This window comes from Salipaludibacillus sp. CUR1 (assembly GCF_021028955.1).
Lineage (GTDB): Bacteria > Bacillota > Bacilli > Bacillales > Salisediminibacteriaceae > Salipaludibacillus.
In genome coordinates, this window is the sequence record NZ_JAIWPE010000025.1 from 12,708 (window position 1) to 36,177 (window position 23,470).

General features: G+C 42.9%; 21 protein-coding genes. 2 read left to right on the forward strand and 19 right to left on the reverse strand.

Annotated features, from left to right (window positions below; genetic code table 11):
• Positions 1 to 10: 10 nt before the first annotated feature.
• The 10 genes from K8O68_RS05685 to K8O68_RS05730 form a co-directional block, all read right to left on the reverse strand.
• Complete coding sequence (locus K8O68_RS05685) at positions 11 to 772, reverse strand: ABC transporter permease (protein ID WP_230895958.1); 762 nt, start codon at positions 770 to 772, stop codon at positions 11 to 13.
• Positions 705 to 1,550 carry an ABC transporter ATP-binding protein gene (locus K8O68_RS05690; RefSeq protein WP_230895959.1) on the reverse strand — a complete coding sequence of 282 codons (846 nt, stop codon included), beginning with the start codon at positions 1,548 to 1,550 and terminating at the stop codon, positions 705 to 707. The genes K8O68_RS05685 and K8O68_RS05690 overlap by 68 nt, the downstream gene beginning before the upstream one ends.
• 263 nt (positions 1,551 to 1,813) lie before the next feature.
• The gene (locus tag K8O68_RS05695; protein ID WP_230895960.1) at positions 1,814 to 2,848 is read right to left on the reverse strand and encodes a hypothetical protein; all 1,035 of its coding nucleotides are present in this window, start codon (positions 2,846 to 2,848) and stop codon (positions 1,814 to 1,816) included.
• A gap of 181 nt (positions 2,849 to 3,029) precedes the next feature.
• Positions 3,030 to 3,737, reverse strand: a complete 708-nt coding sequence (locus K8O68_RS05700; RefSeq protein ID WP_230895961.1) for a class I SAM-dependent methyltransferase — start codon at positions 3,735 to 3,737, stop codon at positions 3,030 to 3,032.
• A gap of 554 nt (positions 3,738 to 4,291) precedes the next feature.
• Entirely contained in the window at positions 4,292 to 4,444 is a 153-nt protein-coding gene (locus K8O68_RS05705) for a hypothetical protein (protein WP_177174356.1), read from the reverse strand.
• A 97-nt stretch (positions 4,445 to 4,541) separates the two neighbouring features.
• The gene (locus tag K8O68_RS05710) at positions 4,542 to 8,144 is read right to left on the reverse strand and encodes a dynamin family protein (RefSeq protein ID WP_230895962.1); all 3,603 of its coding nucleotides are present in this window, start codon (positions 8,142 to 8,144) and stop codon (positions 4,542 to 4,544) included.
• A gap of 666 nt (positions 8,145 to 8,810) precedes the next feature.
• Positions 8,811 to 10,049 (reverse strand): beta-ketoacyl-ACP synthase II, encoded by a 1,239-nt coding sequence (gene fabF, locus K8O68_RS05715; protein ID WP_230895963.1) that lies wholly within the window; start codon positions 10,047 to 10,049, stop codon positions 8,811 to 8,813.
• 149 nt (positions 10,050 to 10,198) lie between these two features.
• Entirely contained in the window at positions 10,199 to 10,864 is a 666-nt protein-coding gene (gene pgmB, locus K8O68_RS05720; RefSeq protein WP_230895964.1) for a beta-phosphoglucomutase, read from the reverse strand.
• 33 nt (positions 10,865 to 10,897) lie between these two features.
• Complete coding sequence (locus K8O68_RS05725) at positions 10,898 to 11,743, reverse strand: SDR family NAD(P)-dependent oxidoreductase (RefSeq protein ID WP_230895965.1); 846 nt, start codon at positions 11,741 to 11,743, stop codon at positions 10,898 to 10,900.
• A complete protein-coding gene (locus K8O68_RS05730; RefSeq protein WP_230895966.1) occupies positions 11,736 to 12,122 on the reverse strand; it encodes a hypothetical protein in 387 nt (128 codons plus the stop codon). The genes K8O68_RS05725 and K8O68_RS05730 overlap by 8 nt, the downstream gene beginning before the upstream one ends.
• A gap of 119 nt (positions 12,123 to 12,241) precedes the next feature.
• On the opposite strand from K8O68_RS05730, the gene K8O68_RS05735 reads away from it, so the two are divergent.
• Positions 12,242 to 13,618: a hypothetical protein gene (locus tag K8O68_RS05735; protein ID WP_230895967.1), complete on the forward strand. Its 1,377-nt coding sequence runs from the start codon at positions 12,242 to 12,244 to the stop codon at positions 13,616 to 13,618.
• 316 nt (positions 13,619 to 13,934) lie between these two features.
• On the opposite strand, the gene K8O68_RS05740 is transcribed toward K8O68_RS05735, so the two are convergent.
• The 6 genes from K8O68_RS05740 to K8O68_RS05765 all read right to left on the reverse strand — a co-directional run bounded on the left by K8O68_RS05740 (position 13,935) and on the right by K8O68_RS05765 (position 17,451).
• On the reverse strand, positions 13,935 to 15,047 hold the full coding sequence (locus tag K8O68_RS05740) for a transposase (protein ID WP_230895968.1): 1,113 nt from the start codon (positions 15,045 to 15,047) through the stop codon (positions 13,935 to 13,937).
• 11 nt (positions 15,048 to 15,058) lie between these two features.
• A complete protein-coding gene (gene tnpA / locus K8O68_RS05745; protein ID WP_230895969.1) occupies positions 15,059 to 15,457 on the reverse strand; it encodes an IS200/IS605 family transposase in 399 nt (132 codons plus the stop codon).
• Between the two features lie 160 nt (positions 15,458 to 15,617).
• A complete protein-coding gene (locus K8O68_RS05750) occupies positions 15,618 to 16,121 on the reverse strand; it encodes a flavodoxin domain-containing protein (protein ID WP_230895970.1) in 504 nt (167 codons plus the stop codon).
• Between the two features lie 166 nt (positions 16,122 to 16,287).
• Positions 16,288 to 16,485, reverse strand: a complete 198-nt coding sequence (locus tag K8O68_RS05755) for a KOW motif domain-containing protein (protein WP_230895971.1) — start codon at positions 16,483 to 16,485, stop codon at positions 16,288 to 16,290.
• 105 nt (positions 16,486 to 16,590) lie between these two features.
• Positions 16,591 to 16,926, reverse strand: coding sequence for a retropepsin-like aspartic protease (locus tag K8O68_RS05760; RefSeq protein WP_230895972.1), 336 nt, complete (start codon positions 16,924 to 16,926; stop codon positions 16,591 to 16,593).
• A gap of 84 nt (positions 16,927 to 17,010) precedes the next feature.
• Positions 17,011 to 17,451: an MOSC domain-containing protein gene (locus tag K8O68_RS05765; RefSeq protein ID WP_230895973.1), complete on the reverse strand. Its 441-nt coding sequence runs from the start codon at positions 17,449 to 17,451 to the stop codon at positions 17,011 to 17,013.
• Between the two features lie 112 nt (positions 17,452 to 17,563).
• On the opposite strand from K8O68_RS05765, the gene K8O68_RS05770 reads away from it, so the two are divergent.
• The gene (locus tag K8O68_RS05770) at positions 17,564 to 18,706 is read left to right on the forward strand and encodes a metallophosphoesterase (RefSeq protein WP_230895974.1); all 1,143 of its coding nucleotides are present in this window, start codon (positions 17,564 to 17,566) and stop codon (positions 18,704 to 18,706) included.
• On the opposite strand, the gene K8O68_RS05775 is transcribed toward K8O68_RS05770, so the two are convergent.
• The 3 genes from K8O68_RS05775 to ilvA form a co-directional block, all read right to left on the reverse strand.
• Positions 18,666 to 20,849 (reverse strand): DNA topoisomerase III, encoded by a 2,184-nt coding sequence (locus tag K8O68_RS05775; protein WP_230895975.1) that lies wholly within the window; start codon positions 20,847 to 20,849, stop codon positions 18,666 to 18,668. The genes K8O68_RS05770 and K8O68_RS05775 overlap by 41 nt on opposite strands.
• A gap of 364 nt (positions 20,850 to 21,213) precedes the next feature.
• Entirely contained in the window at positions 21,214 to 22,074 is an 861-nt protein-coding gene (locus tag K8O68_RS05780) for a CvfB family protein (protein ID WP_230895976.1), read from the reverse strand.
• A 107-nt stretch (positions 22,075 to 22,181) separates the two neighbouring features.
• On the reverse strand, positions 22,182 to 23,432 hold the full coding sequence (gene ilvA / locus K8O68_RS05785) for a threonine ammonia-lyase IlvA (protein WP_370640490.1): 1,251 nt from the start codon (positions 23,430 to 23,432) through the stop codon (positions 22,182 to 22,184).
• Positions 23,433 to 23,470 lie beyond the last annotated feature (38 nt).

Below are 23,470 nucleotides of genomic sequence, written 5' to 3' on the forward strand. Positions count from 1 at the left end.
CAAGTTTCTTCTATGAAGCTTTTGCCAATCCCCAGCGCGAAAGCACTTTTCTTTCAATCTTACTGAAGAAGAAGTATTCCACGATTAAGCCAATTATCGAAATGATTATCATAATGGCTACAACTAAATCCATATTGAAGAAATCACGTGCATCCATCAGTGTCCGTCCGAGTCCTCCCCGGCCAATCAGTTCAGCAGCCATAAGCGCCCGCCAGCCGAAGGCCCAGGCTAACCGGGCTCCTGTTAAAGCTGAAGGAATGGATGCGGGGAGCATCACTCTCCAGATTAACTCTGTATTGTTGTACCCCATTGTCCTCGCCGCTCTTATTAAAATGGGCTGCACATTTTTAATACCCATGCGAATATTTAAGGTCATCGCCCATGTTCCTCCGAGGATGACTACAAAATATATAGCACCCGCGCCTCCTTGAAAGACAATTAATGCAATCGGCAGCCAGACAATACTTGGGACAGACTGGAGTGCAATGACTAAAGAACCTAATGTTTCATCAGCAATTTTAGAGACGCCAAGTAATATACCTAAGATACCGCCAATAATAACGGCAAGGCTAAAACCGATAACAATTCTTTGAAGGCTTTCTGTTAACGCCACAAGAAGAATGCCTGTATCAAATAACCCGATATATAATTGCTCGACCGCTCCCAGCGGAGACGGAAATAAGGTCGTTTCCTGTGAATAAATTCTAAATATGATTTCCCATATTGCGATCAGTACCGTAAAGAAGGCTAGCCTTCTTGCTATTGAAGTCATCACCCATTTCCTCCTTCATTACTTTTTCAATCTCACCGGCTAAAATAGACATAATTTCTTCTTCCAGTTTGATAAATTCAGGAGAAGAGGGCTTTCGGGGCCGCGGCAAGTCTACAGTAAATATTTTTCTGATGCCTCCCGGCCGTGTCCCCATTAACACAATCCGGTCTGACAATAAAATAGACTCCCGGATATTATGTGTAACGAATAAGATTGTTTTTTGCGTCTCCTGCCAGATGAACTGAACTTCCCTGTGAAGCATCATCCGGGTCTGTTCGTCAAGTGCTCCGAAAGGTTCATCCATCAGAAGCACTGCAGGATCCATTGATAACGCTCTTGCTATAGACACTCTCTGCTTCATTCCTCCGGAAAGTTCGTGAGGATAGGAATGCATAAATTTACTTAAATGCACCAGCTTCAGATACTTTTCGGCATGCTTTTTTGCTTCTTCTTTTTTCATTTTTTTACGAAGCGCGAACGTTACATTCTCCAATACGTTTAACCACGGCATAAGAGCCGCTTCCTGAAAGACCACTCCCCTGTCAGACCCAGGACCTTTTATTTTTTTATCGCCGACTTTAACTTCTCCGGCTGTAGACTGGTCAAGCCCAGCCACAATATTCAGCAAGGTGGATTTACCGCACCCAGACGGTCCAAGCAAAGATACAAATTCCCCTGGATCGACGGTTAATGATATATCTTTAAATACCGTAAATGATCCGTCCTTCTCTTTATTAGGGAAAGTCTTTTCAACCTCTTCAATAACAACCCTTTCCAATCCAATCACCCTCAAAATACTAGTTTATTTATCTTACCTATTTAGTCGGAATTAATAATAGTATAAGTATATGCCGGTGGCCTGCATGTGTCAATAATATTTTTTATAAAACCTACAGGAAAGGTAGGGATTGTTCTGAATCCAAGTATTAAGCCTTCGCTGGAAGTGAACCGGCAGACCTGAAGGAGACTTTTCGGGCTGCTTCTATGAAAAAGAACATCCGGACAACCTTTAAAAGATTATCCGAATGTTCTCCAAGATTCCTATTCTTTTACCTCCGCCTCACTCTTTTTTTCAGACACATTAATTAAGGATGATTTTGATTTAGCAGAGGTCCTCTTTTTGTAATAATCAATTTCAAGTTTGTAAATCTGCCTTCTAATCGCATCCCAATCTTCATTTTCAAGAGAAGATTTTCTTAACTTAACAGTTATGTCAGTTAAACGATCCAGATTGATATTTTCACCAGCCTCCACCTGGTGTTTCAGGTCTATAATTTGTTCTTCTATCTCTTGAGTGGAATCGTCCCAAGAGAAATACAGATTATCCGGCTCAATCTCTTCTGCCAAAATATGCTTCACTTGAAGAACTTCGTTTTTGGGGCCTATGAGAGAAATGTCAGTCGCATGCACAGTCACTTCCACCTGTGTGCCTTCCACATCCACTGTTAAATATTTCATCTTTTTGGCTATTTTTCTGTTAAAAATATGCTCCAGCACATAAGACAAAGAGATAAAACAATACCACACCGGTTTTCTCGGGTTATGCACTTCCGGCTCAAAGTCATAGTCATTTAAAATATCTTTGACTTCGTCAAGCACCTCATCGTATTTCCCTTTACGGATCATAATGGCAAACTGTTCCTGAGTATGCATTTTTAACAGTCTCGGTAATCTAACCAGAGGGATAACAATAATGAGAAGCATGGATAACGACCCGAGAATGCCTGCATAAGGAAAGCCCATCATGATCTGCTTAATGGTGGAGGCGTCGGGGTCCCGATTTTCAAGCTTCAAAGACGTGTAGCCGACAGTCATTGGCAAAAGAACAGCCAGACTGATGGAAACAAGTCGTATGATAAATTCATCGTCCGGAATGAACGGAATAAACGTTCCAGCTAAGTCAGGAAAAATAACTGAAAAAACGATATAAATCCAGTATAAAGACACAAGCCCCATAAAACTCATTTTCGCATCATCCTGTGTCGGAAGGCGGCCGAAAAAGGTAAGTGTGGCCATACTGAAGACTTTACTCAGTGTTTTAGCGATTGCTGTCATAATAATACGGATATACGGCAATTTCTTCACCTTTCCTGTAAATGAATTAAGTCACGTTTATTTTTAAAATGTCTACACATAAAAAAATTGCGTGCTTGAGGCTCGCCAAGTCAAAAGAGAAAGCCCGGTATCACCGGACTTCTGCCTCTGTGCTATACGTTACTTTCCCTTTTTAAATAGTTTTAAATCCAATAAATCTTGTTTATTTCTGGCAGAGAATGACGGCATGCCCTATTTTATCCCTGTTGCGGTCCGTAAGCTCCATATGGGCATCCAGGACATCCAGTAAGGCGGCTTCTGCATTTACGGGAATAGGAATATCCATCTCTTCCTCGTTATACGCTCCTGTTTCTTTCGCTTCTATTAATTCAATATGTTTAAATGAGGCCCCGCGAATCGCATTAATCCAGTCATTAACCGTAAATAATGAAGAAGCCCCGTAAAAAGACTGTATTTTTTCCCGTTCCTTATCCTCTATAGGGTGGATCACCGACATCTCGTTAATAAGAAGGCAGCCCCCTTTTTTCAGCACTCGGTGCAATTCTTTTAAAGCTGCTTTCCGGTCGGTAAATGCAAGAACGGATTCTGAAAGTACGAGATCAAACGTATCAGACTGAAAAGGGAGATTCTCAACAGACGCTTCCTGGACGTTAACTTTTTTATTATTTTCAGATCGCTTTACTGCTTCCTCGGCCATCGCCGAATGTGCATCTATCGCATCCACAGCACAATGAAACGTGTTGGCTATGATTCGTGCTGTCTCACCTGTTCCGCAGCCTGCATCAAGCACCCTGCTTTTTGAATCAATTGTTAAGTCTTCCAGTAATTTGTTAGTTAAAGTGCCTCCGCCAGGATGAGCAAAATTTATTTTAAATGCTGCCAGCATATCCATATAAGAATAGGTTTTCATTTGTCCTCCCCTCCTCCCATAATTTATTCCTCAGAAGAGAGAGGTGTTACGGTAAAAATTTTTAAATAAAGATATATTAACGTGGAAGCGGTGGGTGTTACGCGGGTGTTACCGGAGTGGCAGAGAGGTATCACCCACTAACGTATCAGGCAGAAATCAAGAGAAAACGCATGAAATCAGGAGGGCGTTAAGGGTGGGTGTTACGCGGGTGTTACCGGAGTAACAGTGAAGTATCACCCACTAACGTATCAGGCAGAAATCTAGAGAAAACGCATGAAATCAGGAGGGCGTTAAGGGTGGGTGTTACGTAGGTGTTACCGGAGTAACAGTGAAGTATCACCCACTAACGTATCAGGCAGAAATCTAGAGAAAACGCAAGCAATCAGGTGGGCATTAAGGGTGGGTGTTACGCGGGTGTTACCGGAGTAACAGTGAAGTATCACCCACCCACCAACCACACTACCCTAAAGTGATTTTCCCTTCCCTTATTTGTATTGTTAAATGAAAAAGGGCTATCCTCAAAAGTAATCTTTTTGGGACAGCCCTTAAACCTTTTATTTCGTGTTTTCCTTTTTGGCTTTTTCATGTAAATCCGTTAATACTTGCCCTTTTTCCTCTTTATCAGGAGATTCACCTAATGGATTAACGCTCACTGTCCGGCTTGGGGAAGCCTGGTTCTGGCTTCGATGCTTTCTTTGTTTTCCCATTTTAAACACCTCCATTAAGTGATAAGATAACCAACCGGACTGACTTTTATTATTTTTGGAACTCATTTAACATCCGTCGTCCCGTTTCGCGACGCATTTAATGCCGATCTTGTATAAGCCCGCTCACTTCTTCATATTCCTTTTGTAAAACGGTCTTTTCGCCCGGGTCAAGCAGAATATCAAACCGTTTGCTTTCTTCATCAATCCCTTTAATGAGCAGATTCTTTAAAGATTTTTCCAGTTTGCCAAGCTCCTCCTCGGCTTGTTTTTCCAGCTGGCTCTCATAAGCCCGGATGATTCCGGAGGCCTGTTCTGCTCCTGCTTCGACTACAGCTTCCTTTAATTCCTTTATTTTTCCCTCTTCAAAAAAATCTTTCTTTGATTTGATATAAGGGAGAAACGGATCCACCTCTAAATTAAACGACAATTCCCCGCTCCCGGTTTCTAAACGGAACGACGGAACCTTTTCTTCTACAGATAAATAAGGAAGCCGTGTTCTTGACGTTTCTTCCTCCATTTTAAACCAATGCGTGCTGATGCGTTTCATCGCATTTTCGAGTCTAATGGCGACAGCTTCAAGCTCCTGTTTTAAAAACTGTTCGCCTAAACTGCGCCATTCCTGCAGAGCGCCTGCCAGCTGGCTCTGCAGCTCTTTTTTACTGGAGCCGGTTAACACAGTCACATTAACTGCTGTCGGATAATAATCATTCAGTACATAGGTCATCCGTTGCCTTAAATAAAGCGTAAACTGTTCCAGTTCATGAAATATATCTCTTACCGCATGACTGAACTGGGCTTCTTCCACCCGATCCATCTCCTTCTGAGCCGCCTGCTTTAACTCAGACTGTTTTTCAACCTGGACGGCATGTTCCTCATTCATAAATTGAATCGTATCAAGCATTTTTCCGGTGTAATGGATCAGCTGGCTCGAAAGCAGTTTAAAGCTGAGAGATTTCAGTTCCAGGATTGTTTTATCATAAAAATGCGCCTCAAACTCTGAAAAGCTTGACTCTTCCCCTTTACTCGACAATTTGTTGGCGAGCCCTTCCTTACTTGATACATGGTGCAGCCTCGGACGGGTAATCCCGTTACTTACGAGCTGGTCTCTGACATGCTGTCTGACACCGTTAAGCTCGCCTCTGCTTCCTGCCAGGTCAGAAGCATTAATAATAAAATAAAGTTTGTCCTCGTTAAAGCTTTCATTCACCTGGCCCATTTGTTGAAGGAAATAATGGTCTGCTTTTGAAAAAGCATGGTTGTAATACGTTAAATAGAAAATAGCATCAGATTGCCGGAGCTGCTGGAAAGCTAAATTCGTATGGCGGCCATTGATGGAATTTACCCCGGGGGTGTCGACCAGCACAATCCCTTTCTCTGTCAGCGGGCAGTCATAATACATATCCACCTTTTCAACAAGGCAGGCGTGTGTTTCATCCGCCACAAACCTGTTCATTTCTTCGAAGGACACCGTGAGGGTTTCCCCTAAACTGTGCTCCATTTTTTCCAGGCTTTTTCTGATCGTCATCAAATAGTCCGCATTTGTTTTCTGATAACTCGTCACAAACTCTTTTAAAGACGGCTTCCATCCGGCCAAAGACTTCAGATCCAGTTTGAGATCGAGGGACTCAGCCACAAAAGCGACTTCTTTAGACAACGCTTCCTCTGTTTTGAAAGTTACCACAGCGGTTTCATTCTCATAACGGTCTGTCGGCTTCTGGACAGTATTTACCGCCGCCGTCGTCGGATGAGGGGAAACAGGCATCACCTTCGCGCCAAGCAGTGCATTAGCGAAACTGGATTTCCCTGCACTGAAAGCTCCAAACAAGGATATGATAAATGTCTGGTTTTCAAATCGTTCAATACGGTCTAACAGCTGCTTCCGGTCTTTTTCAAACAGCTGGGAACGGCTGCCCTCTAACAGCTGGGTTTTCCAGGCTGCGACAGACGTCTCCATGTCCTGTTCCGAAAAACTCTCAGTTTCCACTTCCGCCTCGCTGAACTCCTCATCAATCACTGATTCTTCAGGAAGAGAAACAGTGATAAAGGATGCGTTGTCAGGAGAAGTTGGATAAGGTAATTCAGCTGTCTGTGCCGCCTTATCTTTAAAAGCTGAATCGGCAGGCAGGGTTTGGAGTTCATTTTCAAGACACTTCAGCTGCTGTTTAAACCTCTCCTCAATTGCCGTAATCTGTTCTTTATATGGTTCCAGTTCGCTTAAAGCAAACAGACGTTCCAGAACCGTTTCTTCTTCTTTTTTGTAATGAGCCTGCAGCCCGTCAAGTTTTAAAGACATGAGCCGTTCCGCTTGCGACTGCACGTCCCTGACGATTTGTGCGGTCATTTCTTTCGTAAAGTTATACACATAATCCCTGTTTACAGGCCCGCTATTGACATTGTTTTTTAGCCTGTCGGCCGTAATAGTGACATTCAGTTCACCTAGCGCCTTCTCAAAATCATTTTTATTTGAGAGCAGATGCCGGTCAGTGTTCTGAAAATAGGCTTTGACGTGGAACATCAGCTGGCTTTTGATTTTGTCCTGAAGCTCCTCGGTTAATTTAGCTAACCGCCTCTCCTGTTCTTCCTGCGTCTTTTTCTTTGAGAATAAGAAGCCTGTTTTAAACCCTTTCTGCTGACTCTCAAGCCAGCTGCGGACCAGTTCAGTCGTCGTGTAAGGGAATAACGTCACGTTCCGGTAAAAACTCCCCATCTCTTCCTGGTACGCTTCGAACATCTCTGTTCTGTAATGCCGCAGGAATTCCAGTTCTTTTTCAAGAGTCTCCTGTTTTGCCAAATCTTCAGACTTGTACCCTTTGTCGTCAATCTCCTGCAAAACGGCATCCACAGCCTCCTGTTTTTCTTCCTGGACACGGCTCATGACTGATTTATAGAACCCTTTTTTTACCTGGGCGTATGAATCGCCTGCAATTTTACTGCTATTATAAAGCAGCCCTTTAATATGCTGTTCCAAACGGCTGAATTCATTAGCCGGATGATCCATTTTTTTCATCGTTGTAAAATAAATGCCGTAGTGGCGGATGCCCCAGCTTTTAAACACGCCATCCACAGACTGTTTATAATCCGCAAGAGAAATCTCTTCCTCATTATGTTTATCTATCTGGTTAATAACGATGTACACTGGTTTATTTTCCTCTGTCAGCTGCTTTAAAAAATACAAATTTGTTTCTGACTGGACATGATTATAATCCATCACATAGACGATGGCGTCTGTTGTGTAAAGCTGCTCAAGTGTGACTGATTCGTGGCTTTCGTCTGTCGAATCCACTCCCGGCGTATCCACAATACATCCGTTCTCACCTAAAAAGGCAAGCGGCGCTGTAATCGTCATACCGGCAAGCTCGTCTCCGTCCATCCCCCAGTTCCGGACCTTATCCCAGGGAATATCATTGTCAAATCTGATATCGTCCCCGCCTGTTTTTGTGTGTAAATTAAGCCCTGTTTCCCCTTGTCTGATTTTAATAACGTTTGCGCTTGTAGGAATTGGACTGACAGGAAGTATATCAGCACTCACTAATCTGTTCAGCAGCGTGGATTTCCCCGCGGAAAAATGCCCGCAAAAAGCAATTTCAAATGTGCCGCTGTCTCTTTTATCACCAATCCGCTGTAAACGGCTTCGTTCCTCTTCGGTAAACACTAACTCATTTTGGCTTTCAGTCTGTTTCTCTCCAGTCGTTTTCATCATATCCACCTTCCTTACATCTTTTTATAATAACGAATTTTCGGAAAAATGAGAAGGAAAGTAATCAAATTATAAGGAAAGCGCTCTATATTTTTTAGACAAAAAGGGTTTAGTGAAATATAGAGGCTGACCAGGTAGAAACAAGATGGGTTAAATAGAAGAAATTCCCCAGTATGCCCTTCGCCTTAAGTGAACCTGCAAATGAAGGAAAACTTAGCAGGAATTCTCTTTCGGGGCTAGAGGACGGGACAAAACTAAAAACAAGTTTGTCAAAGACGAACAATAATTTTATCAGACATTTTAAAACGTGGGTCACTTTTAGTTTTACCACATATTAAATAGCCTCAGCTTTTTTATTGAAGGACAGAAGGCGGCGACGCCACAGGGGGTATGCGCAGTCTGAAGATCCAATTCAACGAAGCTCCAGGCTGAGTTGAATTTAGCTGAAGACAAGCCCCTGGGCAAGTGTCCGCCTGGCGGACTGAAATGACTGCCATTACTATTTATCAGAGTTAAGTACATAAGCGAAAAACCGAACAAAAATCATAAGATTTGTTCGGCTTTCTTTATGATTACTATTCTTTTGTCCCGGCCTCTCTTTTATATTTTAAATAACAAAAGACCCTCAAATGGAAGTTTCCATAATAAGAGTCTTCTTAGATTTAAACCTTAATTATATTTTTTAAAAACGAGAGAGGCATTGTGGCCTCCAAATCCGAGAGAGTTAGACATCACCGCCTGGACATCGGCTTTTCTCGATTCATTTGGCACATAATCCAGATCAAGCTCAGGGTCCGGCGTTTCATAATTAATCGTCGGAGGTAAGATCCCGTCTTTCAATGACAGTACTGAAAATACAGCTTCGATAGCACCAGCTGCTCCCAGCAAATGGCCTGTCATCGATTTCGTTGAGCTCACACCAAGATTATAAGCGTGAGGGCCGAAAACTTTTTTAATAGCGTTCGTTTCATAGAGATCGTTGTATGGCGTTGATGTTCCATGGGCGTTTATGCTGCTTATGTCTTCCGGAGAAAAGCCCCCATCGGTTAGAGCCATTCTCATCGCTCGCTGGCCGCCTTCCCCGTCCAGAGCAGGAGTTGTAATGTGGTGGGCATCGCCAGTCGCTCCGTAACCGCATAGTTCGCCGTAAATTTCCGCTCCGCGGGCTAACGCATGCTCCAGCTCTTCCAAAATTAATATAGCTGACCCTTCAGCAATGACAAATCCGTCCCGGTTTTTATCAAATGGGCGGCTCGCGCTCCTTGGATCGTCATTTGTTGAGAGAGCAGTCATGTTTGAGAAGCCGGCCAGAGTCATTTCAGTAATCGACGCCTCGGCTCCTCCTGCGATCATCACATCCGCGTCTCCTTTTTGTATAACGCGGAATGCATCACCAATCGAATTCGTCCCTGATGCGCAGGCGGTTACGGAACAGTTATTCATACCTTTTGCGCCTAATTCAATCGATACTCTTCCTGAAGCCATGTCCGGAATGAACATAGGAATAATAAACGGACTGACACGTCTTGGCCCTTTACTTAAAAACTTCTTATGCTGTTCTTCAAATTCATCTAAACCGCCGATACCCGATCCGATCCATACACCGGTTCGTTCAGCATCCACGTTTTCGCCGACTTTAAGTGAGGCATCTTCTGCTGCCATTTTGCTCGCAGCTATTGCAAAATGAGTAAAACGAGCCATTCGTCTCGCTTCTTTAAAGTCCATATAGTCTTTAGCCGAAAAGCCTTTTACTTCGCCGGCCACTTTCACACTGTACTTCTCCATATCAAATTTAGTAATGGTGTCTATACCGGATTCACCTTTTTTAATTTTTTCCCACGATGTATAAGCGTCGTTAGCTAGCGGGCTAACAGCGCCGACCCCTGTAACTGCCACTCGTTTATTCAATTCGTTTCTCCCCTTCTTGTTATCATTCAAGCAGGCTCTTATACAATAACCGCAAAAATTAACACATGGTCCTAATATCTGATATATAGTTTACATGAAGTCGGTAAGGATTTGAAGTCTCCTTCTTATTTTGTACGCAGAAGTCCCTTTTAATTCCTTTTCATAGAGTTTATAAATGCCGCGTATAAACGGCCGAGACTTATTTCTTCCGTTTTTTTCAAATACAGGTCAGCGTGTTTTAAAAAAGGCTCCTCACCAATTCCGACAGAAAACATAGGAGTCGCTTTAATAGCTTTCAATCCTGCTTCACTGTCTTCGATGGCTGCGCACTCTCTGTAGTCGGCTTCTAATTCGTCTGCAGCTTTCAAAAAGATCTCCGGGTCAGGCTTCATACGGGTAATGTCTTTTGCATTTATAATAATGTCGAAATAACCGGTAATTCCCAGATTTTCAAGCACAGTCCGGGCATTTGAACTGGAAGAAGCAATGGCCGTTCTGATCTTTTCGCTTTTAAGTTCTTTAAGAAAATCAACCATTCCAGGCAGGGCATCCCCAGGGGCAAGCGTTTGAATATAATCTATGTAATACTTATTTTTAAGGTCAGCAAGCTGATCAATTTCGTTGTCGCTGTAGCTTTTACTGGAAGGTTTTAAGATTTCCTTCATAATATGTTTCCGGTTCATACCCTGGAGTTGCTGGTTCATTTGCCTTGTAAAGGGCACGCCCTCTCTTTCTGCAACCTTTTTAATGGACAGATAATGAAACTCTACTGTGTCAGCAAGGACGCCGTCCAAATCAAAAATTACTGCTTTCATTTCCATCAGCCTCCTCTTTCCTTTCATTAACAATTAAGATTTTCTCATAAGCCTTAATACGAAACGCTCATATAAAGACCAGGGGAGAAGTGTTTTTAACAGAATCGCGCCTGTGACGCCTTTACCCGTCCGGTAGCGGAACCTCGGGGCAGAATGGCGGCAGATGTCCTTCACAAGTTTAATAACTTTTTCTGGAGACTCTGCTCTTTCGGTCATTTGCCGCGCGTAAGATTCCATATAGGCCATCAGCCGCCTGTAGTCTTCTATATCTGATTTGGGAGCGCCGGCAATACCTTTTTCCCAAATGCCCGTCTTAAAGGAACCTGCTTCGATAAGCGACGTATACACATTAAAAGGCTTTAATTCAAGACGGAGCGATTCACTTAACCCTTCCAAAGCATGCTTTGAAGCGGCATAAGGCCCGAGTCCCGGAAAGCCGGCTTTCCCGCTGATACTCCCAATATTAATCACTTTTCCGTTTCTCGCTTCACGCATCATAGGAATAAACGCTCTGGTCACTGAGGCAACGCCCAGTACATTTGTCTGAAACTGCTTTTCCCATTCAGTCCCAGACAACGACTCGAATACCCCTCCCTGGCTGTAACCTGCATTATTAATAAGAATATCTATCCGCCCGAATCTCTCTCTAATAAATGCGTATAAGTCCCGTATATCGCTGTTTAAAGTCACGTCGAGTTTTTTAACAGTCAAGCTGCCCTCAGAAATTCCAAGCTTGTCCGCTTCCTCCAACATCTTTTCTTTGTTGGACATATTCCTTATACCTGCGATGACAACATAGTTCTGCTGGGCTAAAGCCATGGCTATTTCTCTTCCGAACCCGCTGTTCGCCCCGGTGATCAAAACAATCTGTTTAGTCATCCGGGAGCCTTTTATATGTATCGATTCGAAGCTGCCATTCTCTTTCAAAATCCTCGTCAGGAAGAATCTGTTTTCCTAAATCAGAAACAGAGGTAATCCCTTCTTCCTTGCACCATTCCACACACTTCTTATAAATGTACAGGTCACTTACTTCCGGGTAATATTCCACTTCAATCGTTTGAATGCCCTGCTGGTAAGCAAGAAAAGCTTTCGTATGATCTTTAATAAGGACGAGCTCGCCATTTAGTTTAATAACCTTAAGGGGGTCGTTAATTAAATCGTCCCCTGTAAAACCGTCCATAATCAGCTTTCTCAGTTTGGTGCGGTTAATATATAACTGGCTTGGCTGCAGCCGGGTTAATGGCGTGCGTATTTTCATAACTCCTCTCTCCTCTCATGATTTACACCTGGATACTACAAGTATAATACAGGGCTCCCTTTAGAAAAACCACGTATATGATAGAATTAAGGAAGACAGCGTCAGACAGGGAGGTGGTTATGGCCATTTACAGCAGACTTTTCGGATTATTGGGAATCCTTTGTTACATAACGTCCATCATTTATTTAATCAGCCAGTTTTATCCAAATGTATGGCTGGTCCATACATACAGCGTGTTTGGTGCCGTACTCCTGTTCTTTGCTGTTCTGGCAATCACAGGGCTCACACGTGTGGTTGTGTTAACACTTTTAGCAGCAGGTTCATATGTCTTTTTTACTTCTGAAACAGGTTTACAGCCAGTGCTGCACGGTTTCGGACAGAACATGAACCTCTTAACGCTTTTTTTATTAATTCCTTTAATAGGAACGTTTATGTCGACCGCCGGCTATTTATCTGCGTTAAAGGAGAAAGTGAAGGAACGGGAAAGGCAAGGGGGAAGACACCCTTACCGTTTAAGTTATTTACTTATCGCCACTATCGGGGCTTTATTAAACTTCGGCTCTCTGGCGATTGTTAAACGGATCGCTGATGAAAGCTTTTCTTCCTTTCAGGAAAAAAAATTGACTCTGCATATTATGAGAGCTTTTGCTTTTTGTATGCTCTGGTCCCCTTATTTTGTAAATGTCGGGCTCGTTCTTGTCCTGTTTGACGTCTCCTGGTTTGATATAGGCGGGTATGGAATGATTCTTGGAGTCATCTATATGGCTGTAAGCGTAGTGATGCTTCCGCATATTTCATTTGCAGATGACCCTTATGTGTCTCAGGAAAGCACTGTTTCTGCAAGCTATACAGGAGCTTCTTTACATTCATTGTTTATTTTTTCAATTGTGCTGGTAGGCCTGTCATTTTTACTTGATTATCTGTTAGCTGTTAATATGCTGACGGTTGTTTCCTTGCTGGCAGTGGTGCTCCCATTTATATGGGCTGCTTTCTCAAAGATTCTGAGAGCGTTTATACAGGATGTCTACGAACAGGCCGAAGGTTCTTTCTCCCGGTTAAAAAATGAATTAGCCGTCTTTATAAGTGCCGGTTATTTTGGGCTTGCTCTTGCTTATACAGAGCTTGGAGAGATTATTTCTTCTGTCCTTTTCCAAATCTCATTTGGTTCTGTCTATCTTTTTACTGTTTTTGTCATGTTAATCGCCATTCTTCTGGCACAGATAGGGATACACCCGATTATAATAGTAATCGGAATTGGAAGTTCGCTGTCGCCGTCAACATTCGGCGTAAGCCCCCAGTATATCGCACTCACGCTGCTTCTTGCGTGGACGATGGCCACCCAATTATCGCCATTCTCAGGCCAGGTGCTTATGTCCTCTAAATTAATGAATACACCTGCTCCGGTAATCGCAAGGCAAAACGCGCCCTTTGTCTGTATTTGCTTTGTCATATTGTCGTTAGTTCTTTACAGTTTCCACTTTACCGGCTGGCTATAAACTGTTAGTTATCAAAAGAAATATCCTGCCTGAAAAAAGAAATCGCCTCACCTGGTATTTTTAAAGTATCAGAAAATCCCGGGGGCGATTTTCTTATTATCCAATAGTTTGCTCCCTTTAACGAATTATCCTTCCACCGCTTTCTCAAGAAAGTTTCTCCCACGGGAATAGGCACCAAGCTGCTCTTGTGAACTACCCACCACTTATCACCCTTACTGGTTGATTGAAGTGGGGGCTTCTTGGGTAATCGCCACTTTTGTTAGCTGACGAAATGAACCAAGCTAACCCTCTTGTTCCAAGAGTTTATATTCTATGATTAGGCAATCGCAACCAAGCGAATGCCTTCATTTTTGATGTTTCGTGCGGCATTGACGTCTCTATCGATCGTTAGCCCGCACGAACAAGCGTAGGTTCGAAGGGTAATCGGCATCGGCTGCGTGTTGCCACAACACGAACAGGTTTTCGTAGACGGAAACCATTTGTCGATCTTAATGAGTTGCTTCCCCTGCTCTTTTAGTTTGTAGGCTAAAAAAGAAGTGAACATTCCCCAACCGTTATCCGCAACACTTTTGCCAAACTTCAAGACTTGTGACATGGCTTTCATGTCTAAATCTTCAATAATAACGGCATCATATATAGTCGCCAACTCTTTGGATTTGTGGTGAAGAAAGTTTTTGCGTTGATTAGCGACCTTCTCTTGAATGTTGGCAACTCGAATGCGTTGTTTATTCCAGTTGGCAGAGCCTTTCGCTTTGCGTGACAGTTTGCGTTGTTCCTGAGCCAATTTATTGAGCATTTGACGATAAAAGCGAGGGTAATTGGCTTTCTTACCTTCACTATCGACAAATAGTCCATTCATCGCAAAATCCAATCCAACAACGTTTTCAATTTTTTTGCTTTCAATCTCTTTCTCATACTCTGTCAGAATAGATATATAATACTTGCCCAATGCTGTCATTGATAGTGTGCAAGATTTAACGACATATTCCGAAGGAATCATTCGATGCTGTTTGATTTTGACCATTTTGAGCTTCGGTAATTTGATATGACCATCCAACAGTTGAATGTTCCCATTCACGACATTCGTTGTATAGCTTTGTTTGTGTCGTTTGCTTTTGAACTTCGGAAACTTGGCGTTGCCTTTGAAAAAGGCTTTATATGCTTTATCCAAGTTTAGTTGAGCATTGGCTAACGATAATGAGTCTAATTCTTTCAACCACTCAAACTCACTTTTATACTTGGCAGGAGTAGGATGTTTCACTTTTTTCAACGCTTCCTTATCATCCTTCAGTAACTCATAAGTCGCCTGTCGTTCCGCTAACATGTTGTTGTACACAAAGCGAACGCAACCGAAGGTTTTGCGAATAATCGATGCCTGTTCGTCTGTTGGATACAAACGAAACTTGTATGCTTTGTTTCGTTTCACCATATTCAATCACCTCAATTCATCCCTTGGTTTTCAATGAATTTTTTCACCACTTCAATAGGTGAACCACCAGTGGTCAACAAACAAAAACTTCTCGACCAAAACATTTCTTTCCAAAGCTTCTTCCGAACGAGAGGGAACTCTTTTTTGATAAGTCTTGAACTGGCACTTTTGTATGCGTTGATGAATTTAGATAATTCTGTATTAGGGTGGGCTTTGAACAAAATATGAACGTGCTCACTGTCGTGATTCCATTCCATCAATGTGATGTTGTATTTTTCACCCAAGGACACAAATTTATCTTTCGCATAGTCTGAAATCATCTCATCAATGACATTTCTTCTGTATTTCACAACTAAAACAAGGTGGTAATACATTAAGAATACTGAATGGTTATTACTATCTAATTTCATTGTTATATCAGTCCTCACACATTATAAGACTGATAATATCAAATCACAGTGAAAAACAAAAGCCTTTGGGCTTTCGCCCAACCGAAATTCATCTCCCCCTTACCGTTGGTGCTGTCGCACCTTCACACGCTTGAAGAGGGAGACTTCTTTCGGAATTGCGTTAAACCGGAGCCGGGTCGCTTATAAGGGACTGATTTATTTTGGCAGTAAACCCCTTTATTGCTTTCTCATCAAACGTCGATTGATCTTCAGTCACCTTCGCTGCTTTTTTAATCATAAGTTTTTCAAAGTAAGACATTCTGGAAAAGATCAGTTCTCCGCCGAATAATCCACAAGCAGAAGCATGGCTTCTAAGACGGTTCGGGAAACTGGCTTCGAACTGTTTTTGCCTCTCCTCCCCTTCATGCATACAGCACAAATAAAGAGCCAGTGTCTTTGTAAGGAGCAAATCTTCATTAGACATTAAAAAACGGCGCATTTTTCTTGGAATCTGGCCGATGTGTATAGACGTGCCGATCACTATGACATCGAACCCATCTAAGGAAGGTACTTTTTCTTTCTTAATATTTACCAGGGTCATTTCAAGATTAACGTGTGAACTTACGTATTCTGCGGCTTTTTCTGTTGTTCCGTGACTGGTGGAAAATATAATGAGCCCTTTCATCCACTCCACTCCCCTTCAATCAGCCGGCTTAAAACCGGCTTATTAATTCCATTATCTTTCTTTTTTAAATAAAAGAAACGGATAAAAGTGAGAAAATAATGACAATGCAATGAGGGGGCAGAATGAAGGAAGCCCTGCAAATACGCTGAATTTGCAGGGCTGTTAATTAATTTCCGGCTGTCTTATACTCTGAATGCTTTAAGACTGTACGGGGTTTACTACCGTCTTCCTCTTTCATATCGAGTTCCACTGAGATGGAATTCGTATAAGCAGAAATAACTTTTGCCTTCTTTCCTTTATATTCACCGGCCACGACTTCGACAGTGTCACCGGAGTTTAATAACGGCTCTTCTTGTTCTGCCATGCATAATCCTCCTTCGCTGTTAGATATCATTTAAATTAAAAGTAATTGCTACCGAAAGTGATAATAACCCTTGTTCAGCTTAAGGTCAAGAGATTTCACCAACTTTTAAGTTCTTGAACTGGAAATGGTCATGGCGTCAAGATTAATTTTCGCTCCTACTTTTTTTAAAAAATCAAGACCGAGGACACCTTCTTCATGAACATCCGAAATTATTACCGGAAACTGGCTGACTTTCAACGGCCCGACGCTAAGTGAATCCATCTCTTCCTGCTGGTTTATATCCAGCTTTTCAATACCGAGTTTTAAAGCGAGCTGTTCAGAGATCACTGTTTGAGGCGCACTTGTGTCAATCATCATTCGTTCGATCGTTTGCACTTTACCTTGAAATTTAAAGCGCGTCTCCGTATAGAGCTGTCCATTAACAAAATCGATTCTTTTCATATCTATCACCTTTTCAGAAAATTCTGTTTCCGCTTTTATTTTAACATGGTTTCAGTAAGAAGCTACCAGATCGGACGGGAAATTTTATATTTCGACCCACTCGGCTTTATCTCCCGTACTGATTTCCCCGCCTTTAACGACTACTCCGTATGCGCCGCCTTTCCAGTTTTCATACATCGCGTCTTTGAGCCCGGGAAGGGCTTCATCCATCCGTTCACACGGTTTCGTTTCCCCGTAAATTTTTATCATTGTTCTGCCGATCTGCAGATGTCTGCCGCGGGATTTTTCAAGGTTAATTCCTTTAAGCATTAGATTTGCACGCCGGGCAGAAGGGTCCAGGTCAGCATTGAGCTGATCCATAAGTTCCGACCAGACGTTTTCATCTATGAGGGTTACCTGCCTTTTGCCCCCCTGGTCTTTATTTGTATGTAAGCCCCGGTTTTCAATTAATGTCCCTTTGTCCACTGGATCCATTGGACCCCGGGCCATTCTTTTTATCCAAATTGCCCTTAATTCACCTGCCATGGCTCATCCTCCAATTACCCGTTTTTTTTGTATTCCAATCTACTTAATAATAAAATAGAAAGGACTCTTCATCAATCACTGATAACATAATTTAAACAGAGGTGGATCTGAATTGAATATACGCCTGTTATTAAGCTTAGGTTTTTTTATATTAACTTACACAGCCTTAAATGGCTATATCGGCTGGAATATATACAAATTTCTTGAAGCGGCCTGGGGCTATAACCGGCCATGGACACTTGCCATACTTATCGGGCTCCTGTCATACGCTTATATGTTAGGCTACCGTCTAAAAACTTTTCCAATGCTTAAAAACATCGGTTCTTGCTGGATGGCCTTTTTCCACTTCGCTATTTTTATCTTTCCTGTTGTTAACCTCGTTGTCTGGCTCCTCGGTTTTGCAGGCCTATCAGGTGAAGGGGTTATTGTAACTGCGGGTTATGCCACATTAATACTGTTTTTAGTTTATACAGGAACAGGGCTGTTTAATGCTTATATGCCTTCCATTAAAGAATACAAACTCACTGTAGAGCATCCCCAGGCACCTGACCGCACTCTGCGTATAGCTGTGGCGTCGGACATGCATTTCGGCGGCCTGTCAGGTAAAAAGCATGCTGAAAGGCTTGTCAGCACCATCAACCGGATGAATGCGGACCTGATTTTGTTTCCCGGTGATTTAGTTGACGATGACCCTGACTTGTTTAAAGAAAAAAAGATGGACAGAACCCTTAAAAAGTTAAACGCCCGCCTCGGCATTTACGCTGTACTCGGTAACCATGAATATTACGGAGGAAAGATTGATGAGCTGACGAGGATCATGGACGAGGCAGGAGTAAAAATACTGAAAGACGAGATCATTAAATTGGACAGTAACGCTTATATTATCGGCCGTAAAGATAAAACAGACCGCAACCGCCTCCCGGCAGGGGATCTGCTTGATGCTGCCGGAAACGATCTTCCAAAGCTTATTATGGACCACCAGCCTGCTGACATCCAGCCAATTAAAGAAAACTACGCCGATATGCTGTTTTGCGGTCACACACACAAGGGACAGATCTTTCCCTATCAGTGGATTACCAGTAGACTGTTCGACGTCGATTACGGATATAAACAGATGGACCAGCTTCATGTCTTTGTATCATCAGGATTCGGATTCTGGGGGCCGCCGGTCAGAATCGGCAGCCGGTCAGAAGTTATGAAAGTTGACGTGACCTTTACCGGTTCTCAGAATTATTATTCTGAAAAGAAAACGTAAGCTTATTTTGGCCGCCTTCCCAGACCAGTGACGCATCAAAGGTTTTTCCATTGTTCTGAAATCCTTTAATGACGTCTGTCTTTCCATTCTTAAGTAATTTCTTCATTTGGGCACCGCTAATGGGCCGGCTTAAAATTCTCTTAGATACGGTAAACGGACATTTTGACTTTCTGTAGTTGGCGCATCCGTAAAAATTTCCTTTATCAATTACTTTACCGTTGCATTGTGGACAGCCACCTAGGCTTTCGGCTTTTCCCTTATACCTTTTTCCCTTTCTTGAAGAGATAATATCACCCAGAATTTCAGGATTGAAACTCCACGCGGACGACCGCTGTTTCGCATCTTCTATGATTGAGGAAGACAGGGCTTTCGCCTGCTCTAAAAACCGGTTCATATCTGCCTTCCCCTGTCCAATTTCAGCGAGTCGCTGCTCCCATTTAGCAGTCATTTCAGGGGAAGCAAGAATAGATTCACCAACGGCCTGGATGAGTGTTTTTCCTTTTTCCGTCGCATACACCTGGTTTTTAGTGACATGAATGTAGCCGCGGTCTTTTAATACACCAATAATCCCTGCCCGTGTCGCTTCGGTGCCGAGCCCTTCTGTCTCTTTCATGACTTTAATTAAACTCTCATCATCAATATGTTTTCCTGCTGTTTTCATAAGAGTGATTAAGTCACCCTCTGTATACCTTTTTGGCGGCTGAGTTTTGCTTTCTTTAGAAAAAGCCTCTTTTACGAATCCTCTCTCACCTTCTGCTAATACAGGAAGGGTTTTCTCTTCACCGCTTGCTTCTTTGGAGGCAGGAATAACTTTTCTCCAACCTTCATCAATTACCTGCTTGCCTTTTGAACGAAAGGCTGCTCTTTCGTCAACAAGGGTGTCGATTGTTGTGTAATTCATTTTGCAAGGGTGATGATGTGCCGCAATCAGCCGTTCTGCAATCATACGGTAAATATTTTTCTCTTCAGCCGGCAAGGTGTCAGGTGAGACCACCTGTTCAGTAGGTATGATGGCATAATGGTCTTTCACTTTTTTGTCGTTAACGTATCTTTTAGAAGATAGGAGTGATGAAACCGGCAAAGGAAAAAACGGCTTAAATTCCGCCATTTCTGAAAATTTATCCAGAAGACCAGGAAACATCGCCGCTTCTTCTTTTGTCACAAAGCTGGAGTCCGTTCTAGGGTAGGAAACGTACCCTTTTACATAAAGTTTTTGGGCAATATCCAGTGTTTTCTTTGGTGAATATTTAAATCTTTTATTAGCAGCCGCCTGTAAGGCAGATAAATTAAATAAATAAGGGGGATGAATCACTTTTTCTTTTGTATGGACCCCTGTCACTCTGGCGTGTTTTCCTTTACAGAAATGAGCAATTTTATCAGCTGTTTCAGGTGTATCGAGCCGCGTTTCCCCTTCTTTATGCCAAATCCCTTCATATAATTTCCCTTCTACTGAAAAAACAGCTTTCACTTCCCAGAAAGGTTCTGGTTTAAAAATCTCAATTTCCTCTTCTCTTTTAACTATTAAAGCAAGCGTTGGTGTCTGTACTCTTCCTGTAGAGAAAACATCTTGTGCTCCTTTTTGCTGAAGAAGAAGAGTGTAGGCTCTTGATGCGTTCATTCCTACCAGCCAGTCAGCGTATGCTCTGCTAATCGCTTCGTGGAATAGCGGCCTTGTGTCTTCTTCGTTCTTTAACTGTTCGAACCCCTTCGTAACGGCTTTGGGCGTAAGCGAGGAGATCCAGAGCCTTTTTAAAGGTTTTTTATTATGTGCCTGCTGCAGCACGAGGCGCACAATCGCTTCCCCTTCCCGTCCTGCATCCCCGGCAATAATCACCTCAGAAGTTTCAGGACGGTGGACAAATTCTTTTATGACTTTGAAAGCTTTCCATTTGGTTTTACTGACACGGTATTTAAACTCAGGAGGTACGATCGGCAGGGTTTCGAGCTGCCACTTTTTCCATTTCTGAGTATATTCCTCCGGGGGTACGAGCTCACAAAGATGGCCGACCGCCCACGTAACGGCTGCCCCTTCCGGAAAAAGCGGGCATGACTTTATTGCGATATACTCTTTTTTTCTGCTCGAAGGAAAAGGCGCAGCAAGTTTCGCTGCCTGGTCAGGCTTCTCAGCGATGATTAACTTCATGAATTATCACCTGTTTCTTGTTTTGTGGTATGTAAACTTTTGGAGGGAACAGAAGAGGTTGAAGGGGAACGTACGTTTTATTTTAGCACAGCCAGACCGGGAAAAGAAAGGAAAAAAGGTGTCAAAGAATTAAAATAAATTTCACAAAACACGACCAAAGAATTCAAGTTAAATTCCTTTACTGGAGGATCTTCAGCCTTCGGGTCAGTTAGCTGAAGACAAGCCCCTGGGCAAGCGTCCGCCTGGCGGACTGAAATCACTGCTTTTTAGTTATTAAATTTAATCTCTTTTAAATACAAAATTAAAATCCGAAGAATATACTCTTCGGATCTAAATGGTTGCTATTCTTTTTGTAACAGCCTCTTCAATCTTCCTGCTCTTCCACCAGATACGTGTATCCGTCCGTCTGGGTCACTTTCTTCTCTTTTAACAGTTTTCCCATCGCCCGTTTAAAGGCTGCTTTGCTCAGGTTTAAAATTTCCCTGATATCCTCGGGTGAAGATTTGTCTGTCAAAGGAATTTTTCCGCCGTTTTCTTTTATGCGGGTCAAAAGGAGTTCGGCATCCTCATCGCGGCTCTCTAAAATGAGCGGTCTGAGTGAGATGTTAAGTGTGCCATCCTCCTTTACCGCAATGACTCTTCCTTTCACCCATTGGCCCAGGCGGGGCTCCTCTTTTCTTTCCGTGTGGTGAATAAATCCTCTGTATCCTTCTTCTGTAATAATGAAGGAACCGATTTTAGCGGCTTTGTACACATGCCCGCTTGCCGGCTGATTCATAAGCTCTTTCGGAGCCCGGTCTCTTTCCTGATCAATAATTTCTTCTGTGACCGGTTTAGCCGTCAACTTTCCCCTCCGGTCATGGTCAAGACGCACAAAAAGATGGTCTCCCCGCTTCGGCCATACTGACGTATGAAGCGGCAAATCATCTTTTGAGACGAGCACGTCTTTCGGAAGGCCGATATGGATAAATACCCCAAGCCTGTCAACCACATCTGCCACTTCCACCCAGCCGTAAGAATCAAGGCTCACGTCGGGAAGAGTGGAGGAGGCAGTTAACTGGCCTTTTTTGTCCTCGTAAAGAAAAACAGTCACTTTATCACCTGAATTCAGCGCATCAGAGCCTCTTTCTTTGGGGAGACGCACGTCATTTTCCAGAATATAAGTTGTCTTCTCATCTTTTTTTACGGGTAATTCAACGATCGTTCCAGGTTTTAAATGGCTCATATTCATCCTACCTGCTTTCCTAATATAGTCATTAACACTTTTCCCATTTTAAACGATCTGGAGACATTAAAAAAGAGGAAAGCCCGGCTCTCCTCTTTTTGCGCCGATTAAATCAGCAAATTAAACAAATTCTGATCCTTATTTATTTCAATATAAGAAAAACCGTTCTTTTCCATCCGCTCAGTGAGGGAATAATAGTCCTCTTTATTTTTCAGCTCTATCCCCACAAGGACAGGCCCTTTATCCCTGTTATTTTTCTTTGTATATTCAAACCGGGTAATATCATCCGTTTCCCCGAGCACTTCAGCCATAAACTGGCGCAGGGCCCCGGCCCGCTGCGGAAAGTTAACGATAAAATAGTGTTTAAAGCCGTCATAAATTAACGACCTTTCTTTAATTTCCTGCATCCTGTCGATATCATTATTTCCACCGCTCACAATGCAGACGACTGTTTTTCCTTTAATCTCTTCCCGGTAGTTATCCAGTGCAGAAACAGGGAGCGCGCCGGCAGGTTCAGAGACTATCGCGTTTTCATTATACAGGTTAAGCATGGTTGAACATACTTTGCCTTCAGGGATGACAGTTATGTCATCAATCACATCTTTTGCCACTTCAAAAGTAATGTCGCCCACTTTTTTGACTGCAGCTCCGTCAACAAATTTATCAATTTTATCAAGGGAAACGACTTCCCCTTGATCTAACGACGCTTTCATCCCAGGGGCTCCCTCAGGCTCTACCCCGATTACTTTTGTTTTGGAACTGATATTTTTAATATAAGAGCCGACACCGGAAATGAGCCCTCCGCCGCCAACACTCATAAAAATATGCGAGATCGGCTCATCAATCGCTTCAAGAATTTCCATGCCGACTGTTCCCTGGCCTGCAATTGTCCGCAGATCATCGAAGGGGTGAATAAACGTCATCTCATTGATTTCGCAGTATGCCATCGCTTCTTTAAAGGAATCATCAAATGTGTCACCTGTGAGAACGACCTCTACAAATGGCTCTCCGAAAAATTTAACACGAGAGACTTTCTGCCGGGGGGTTGTGCTCGGCATAAAAATCCTTCCCCTCACACCGAGTGCTTTGCATGAGTAGGCCACCCCCTGTGCATGATTACCTGCGCTGGCGCACACAACGCCGTTTTGAAGCTCTTTTTCCGATAAGCTTTGCATCAAGTTGTAGGCTCCGCGCAGTTTAAATGAGCGCACCACCTGAAGATCTTCGCGCTTCAAGTACACATTCGCTTCATATTTTTCAGAAAGGATCGGATCCTTTTGCAACGGAGTGTTCACCACAATGTCCTTTAACACCTGATGAGCAATTAAAATATCTTTTACCTGTACGGTCTGTTTCATTGTTTTCTCCATCTCCATAACCCTTTCTACGTTCAGAA

Excerpts from the sequence above, each read along its gene's own strand:
- K8O68_RS05685 (WP_230895958.1), bottom strand. The coding sequence starts at position 772 with ATGACTTCAATAGCAAGAAGGCTAGCCTTCTTTACGGTACTGATCGCA.
- K8O68_RS05700 (WP_230895961.1), bottom strand. The coding sequence starts at position 3,737 with ATGAAAACCTATTCTTATATGGATATGCTGGCAGCATTTAAAATAAAT.
- K8O68_RS05705 (WP_177174356.1), bottom strand. The coding sequence starts at position 4,444 with ATGGGAAAACAAAGAAAGCATCGAAGCCAGAACCAGGCTTCCCCAAGC.
- K8O68_RS05710 (WP_230895962.1), bottom strand. The coding sequence starts at position 8,144 with ATGATGAAAACGACTGGAGAGAAACAGACTGAAAGCCAAAATGAGTTA.
- pgmB (WP_230895964.1), bottom strand. The coding sequence starts at position 10,864 with ATGAAAGCAGTAATTTTTGATTTGGACGGCGTCCTTGCTGACACAGTA.
- K8O68_RS05725 (WP_230895965.1), bottom strand. The coding sequence starts at position 11,743 with ATGACTAAACAGATTGTTTTGATCACCGGGGCGAACAGCGGGTTCGGA.
- K8O68_RS05730 (WP_230895966.1), bottom strand. The coding sequence starts at position 12,122 with ATGAAAATACGCACGCCATTAACCCGGCTGCAGCCAAGCCAGTTATAT.
- K8O68_RS05735 (WP_230895967.1), top strand. The coding sequence starts at position 12,242 with ATGGCCATTTACAGCAGACTTTTCGGATTATTGGGAATCCTTTGTTAC.
- K8O68_RS05740 (WP_230895968.1), bottom strand. The coding sequence starts at position 15,047 with ATGGTGAAACGAAACAAAGCATACAAGTTTCGTTTGTATCCAACAGAC.
- tnpA (WP_230895969.1), bottom strand. The coding sequence starts at position 15,457 with ATGAAATTAGATAGTAATAACCATTCAGTATTCTTAATGTATTACCAC.
- K8O68_RS05750 (WP_230895970.1), bottom strand. The coding sequence starts at position 16,121 with ATGAAAGGGCTCATTATATTTTCCACCAGTCACGGAACAACAGAAAAA.
- K8O68_RS05755 (WP_230895971.1), bottom strand. The coding sequence starts at position 16,485 with ATGGCAGAACAAGAAGAGCCGTTATTAAACTCCGGTGACACTGTCGAA.
- K8O68_RS05760 (WP_230895972.1), bottom strand. The coding sequence starts at position 16,926 with ATGAAAAGAATCGATTTTGTTAATGGACAGCTCTATACGGAGACGCGC.
- K8O68_RS05765 (WP_230895973.1), bottom strand. The coding sequence starts at position 17,451 with ATGGCAGGTGAATTAAGGGCAATTTGGATAAAAAGAATGGCCCGGGGT.
- K8O68_RS05775 (WP_230895975.1), bottom strand. The coding sequence starts at position 20,849 with ATGAAGTTAATCATCGCTGAGAAGCCTGACCAGGCAGCGAAACTTGCT.
- K8O68_RS05780 (WP_230895976.1), bottom strand. The coding sequence starts at position 22,074 with ATGAGCCATTTAAAACCTGGAACGATCGTTGAATTACCCGTAAAAAAA.
- ilvA (WP_370640490.1), bottom strand. The coding sequence starts at position 23,432 with ATGAAACAGACCGTACAGGTAAAAGATATTTTAATTGCTCATCAGGTG.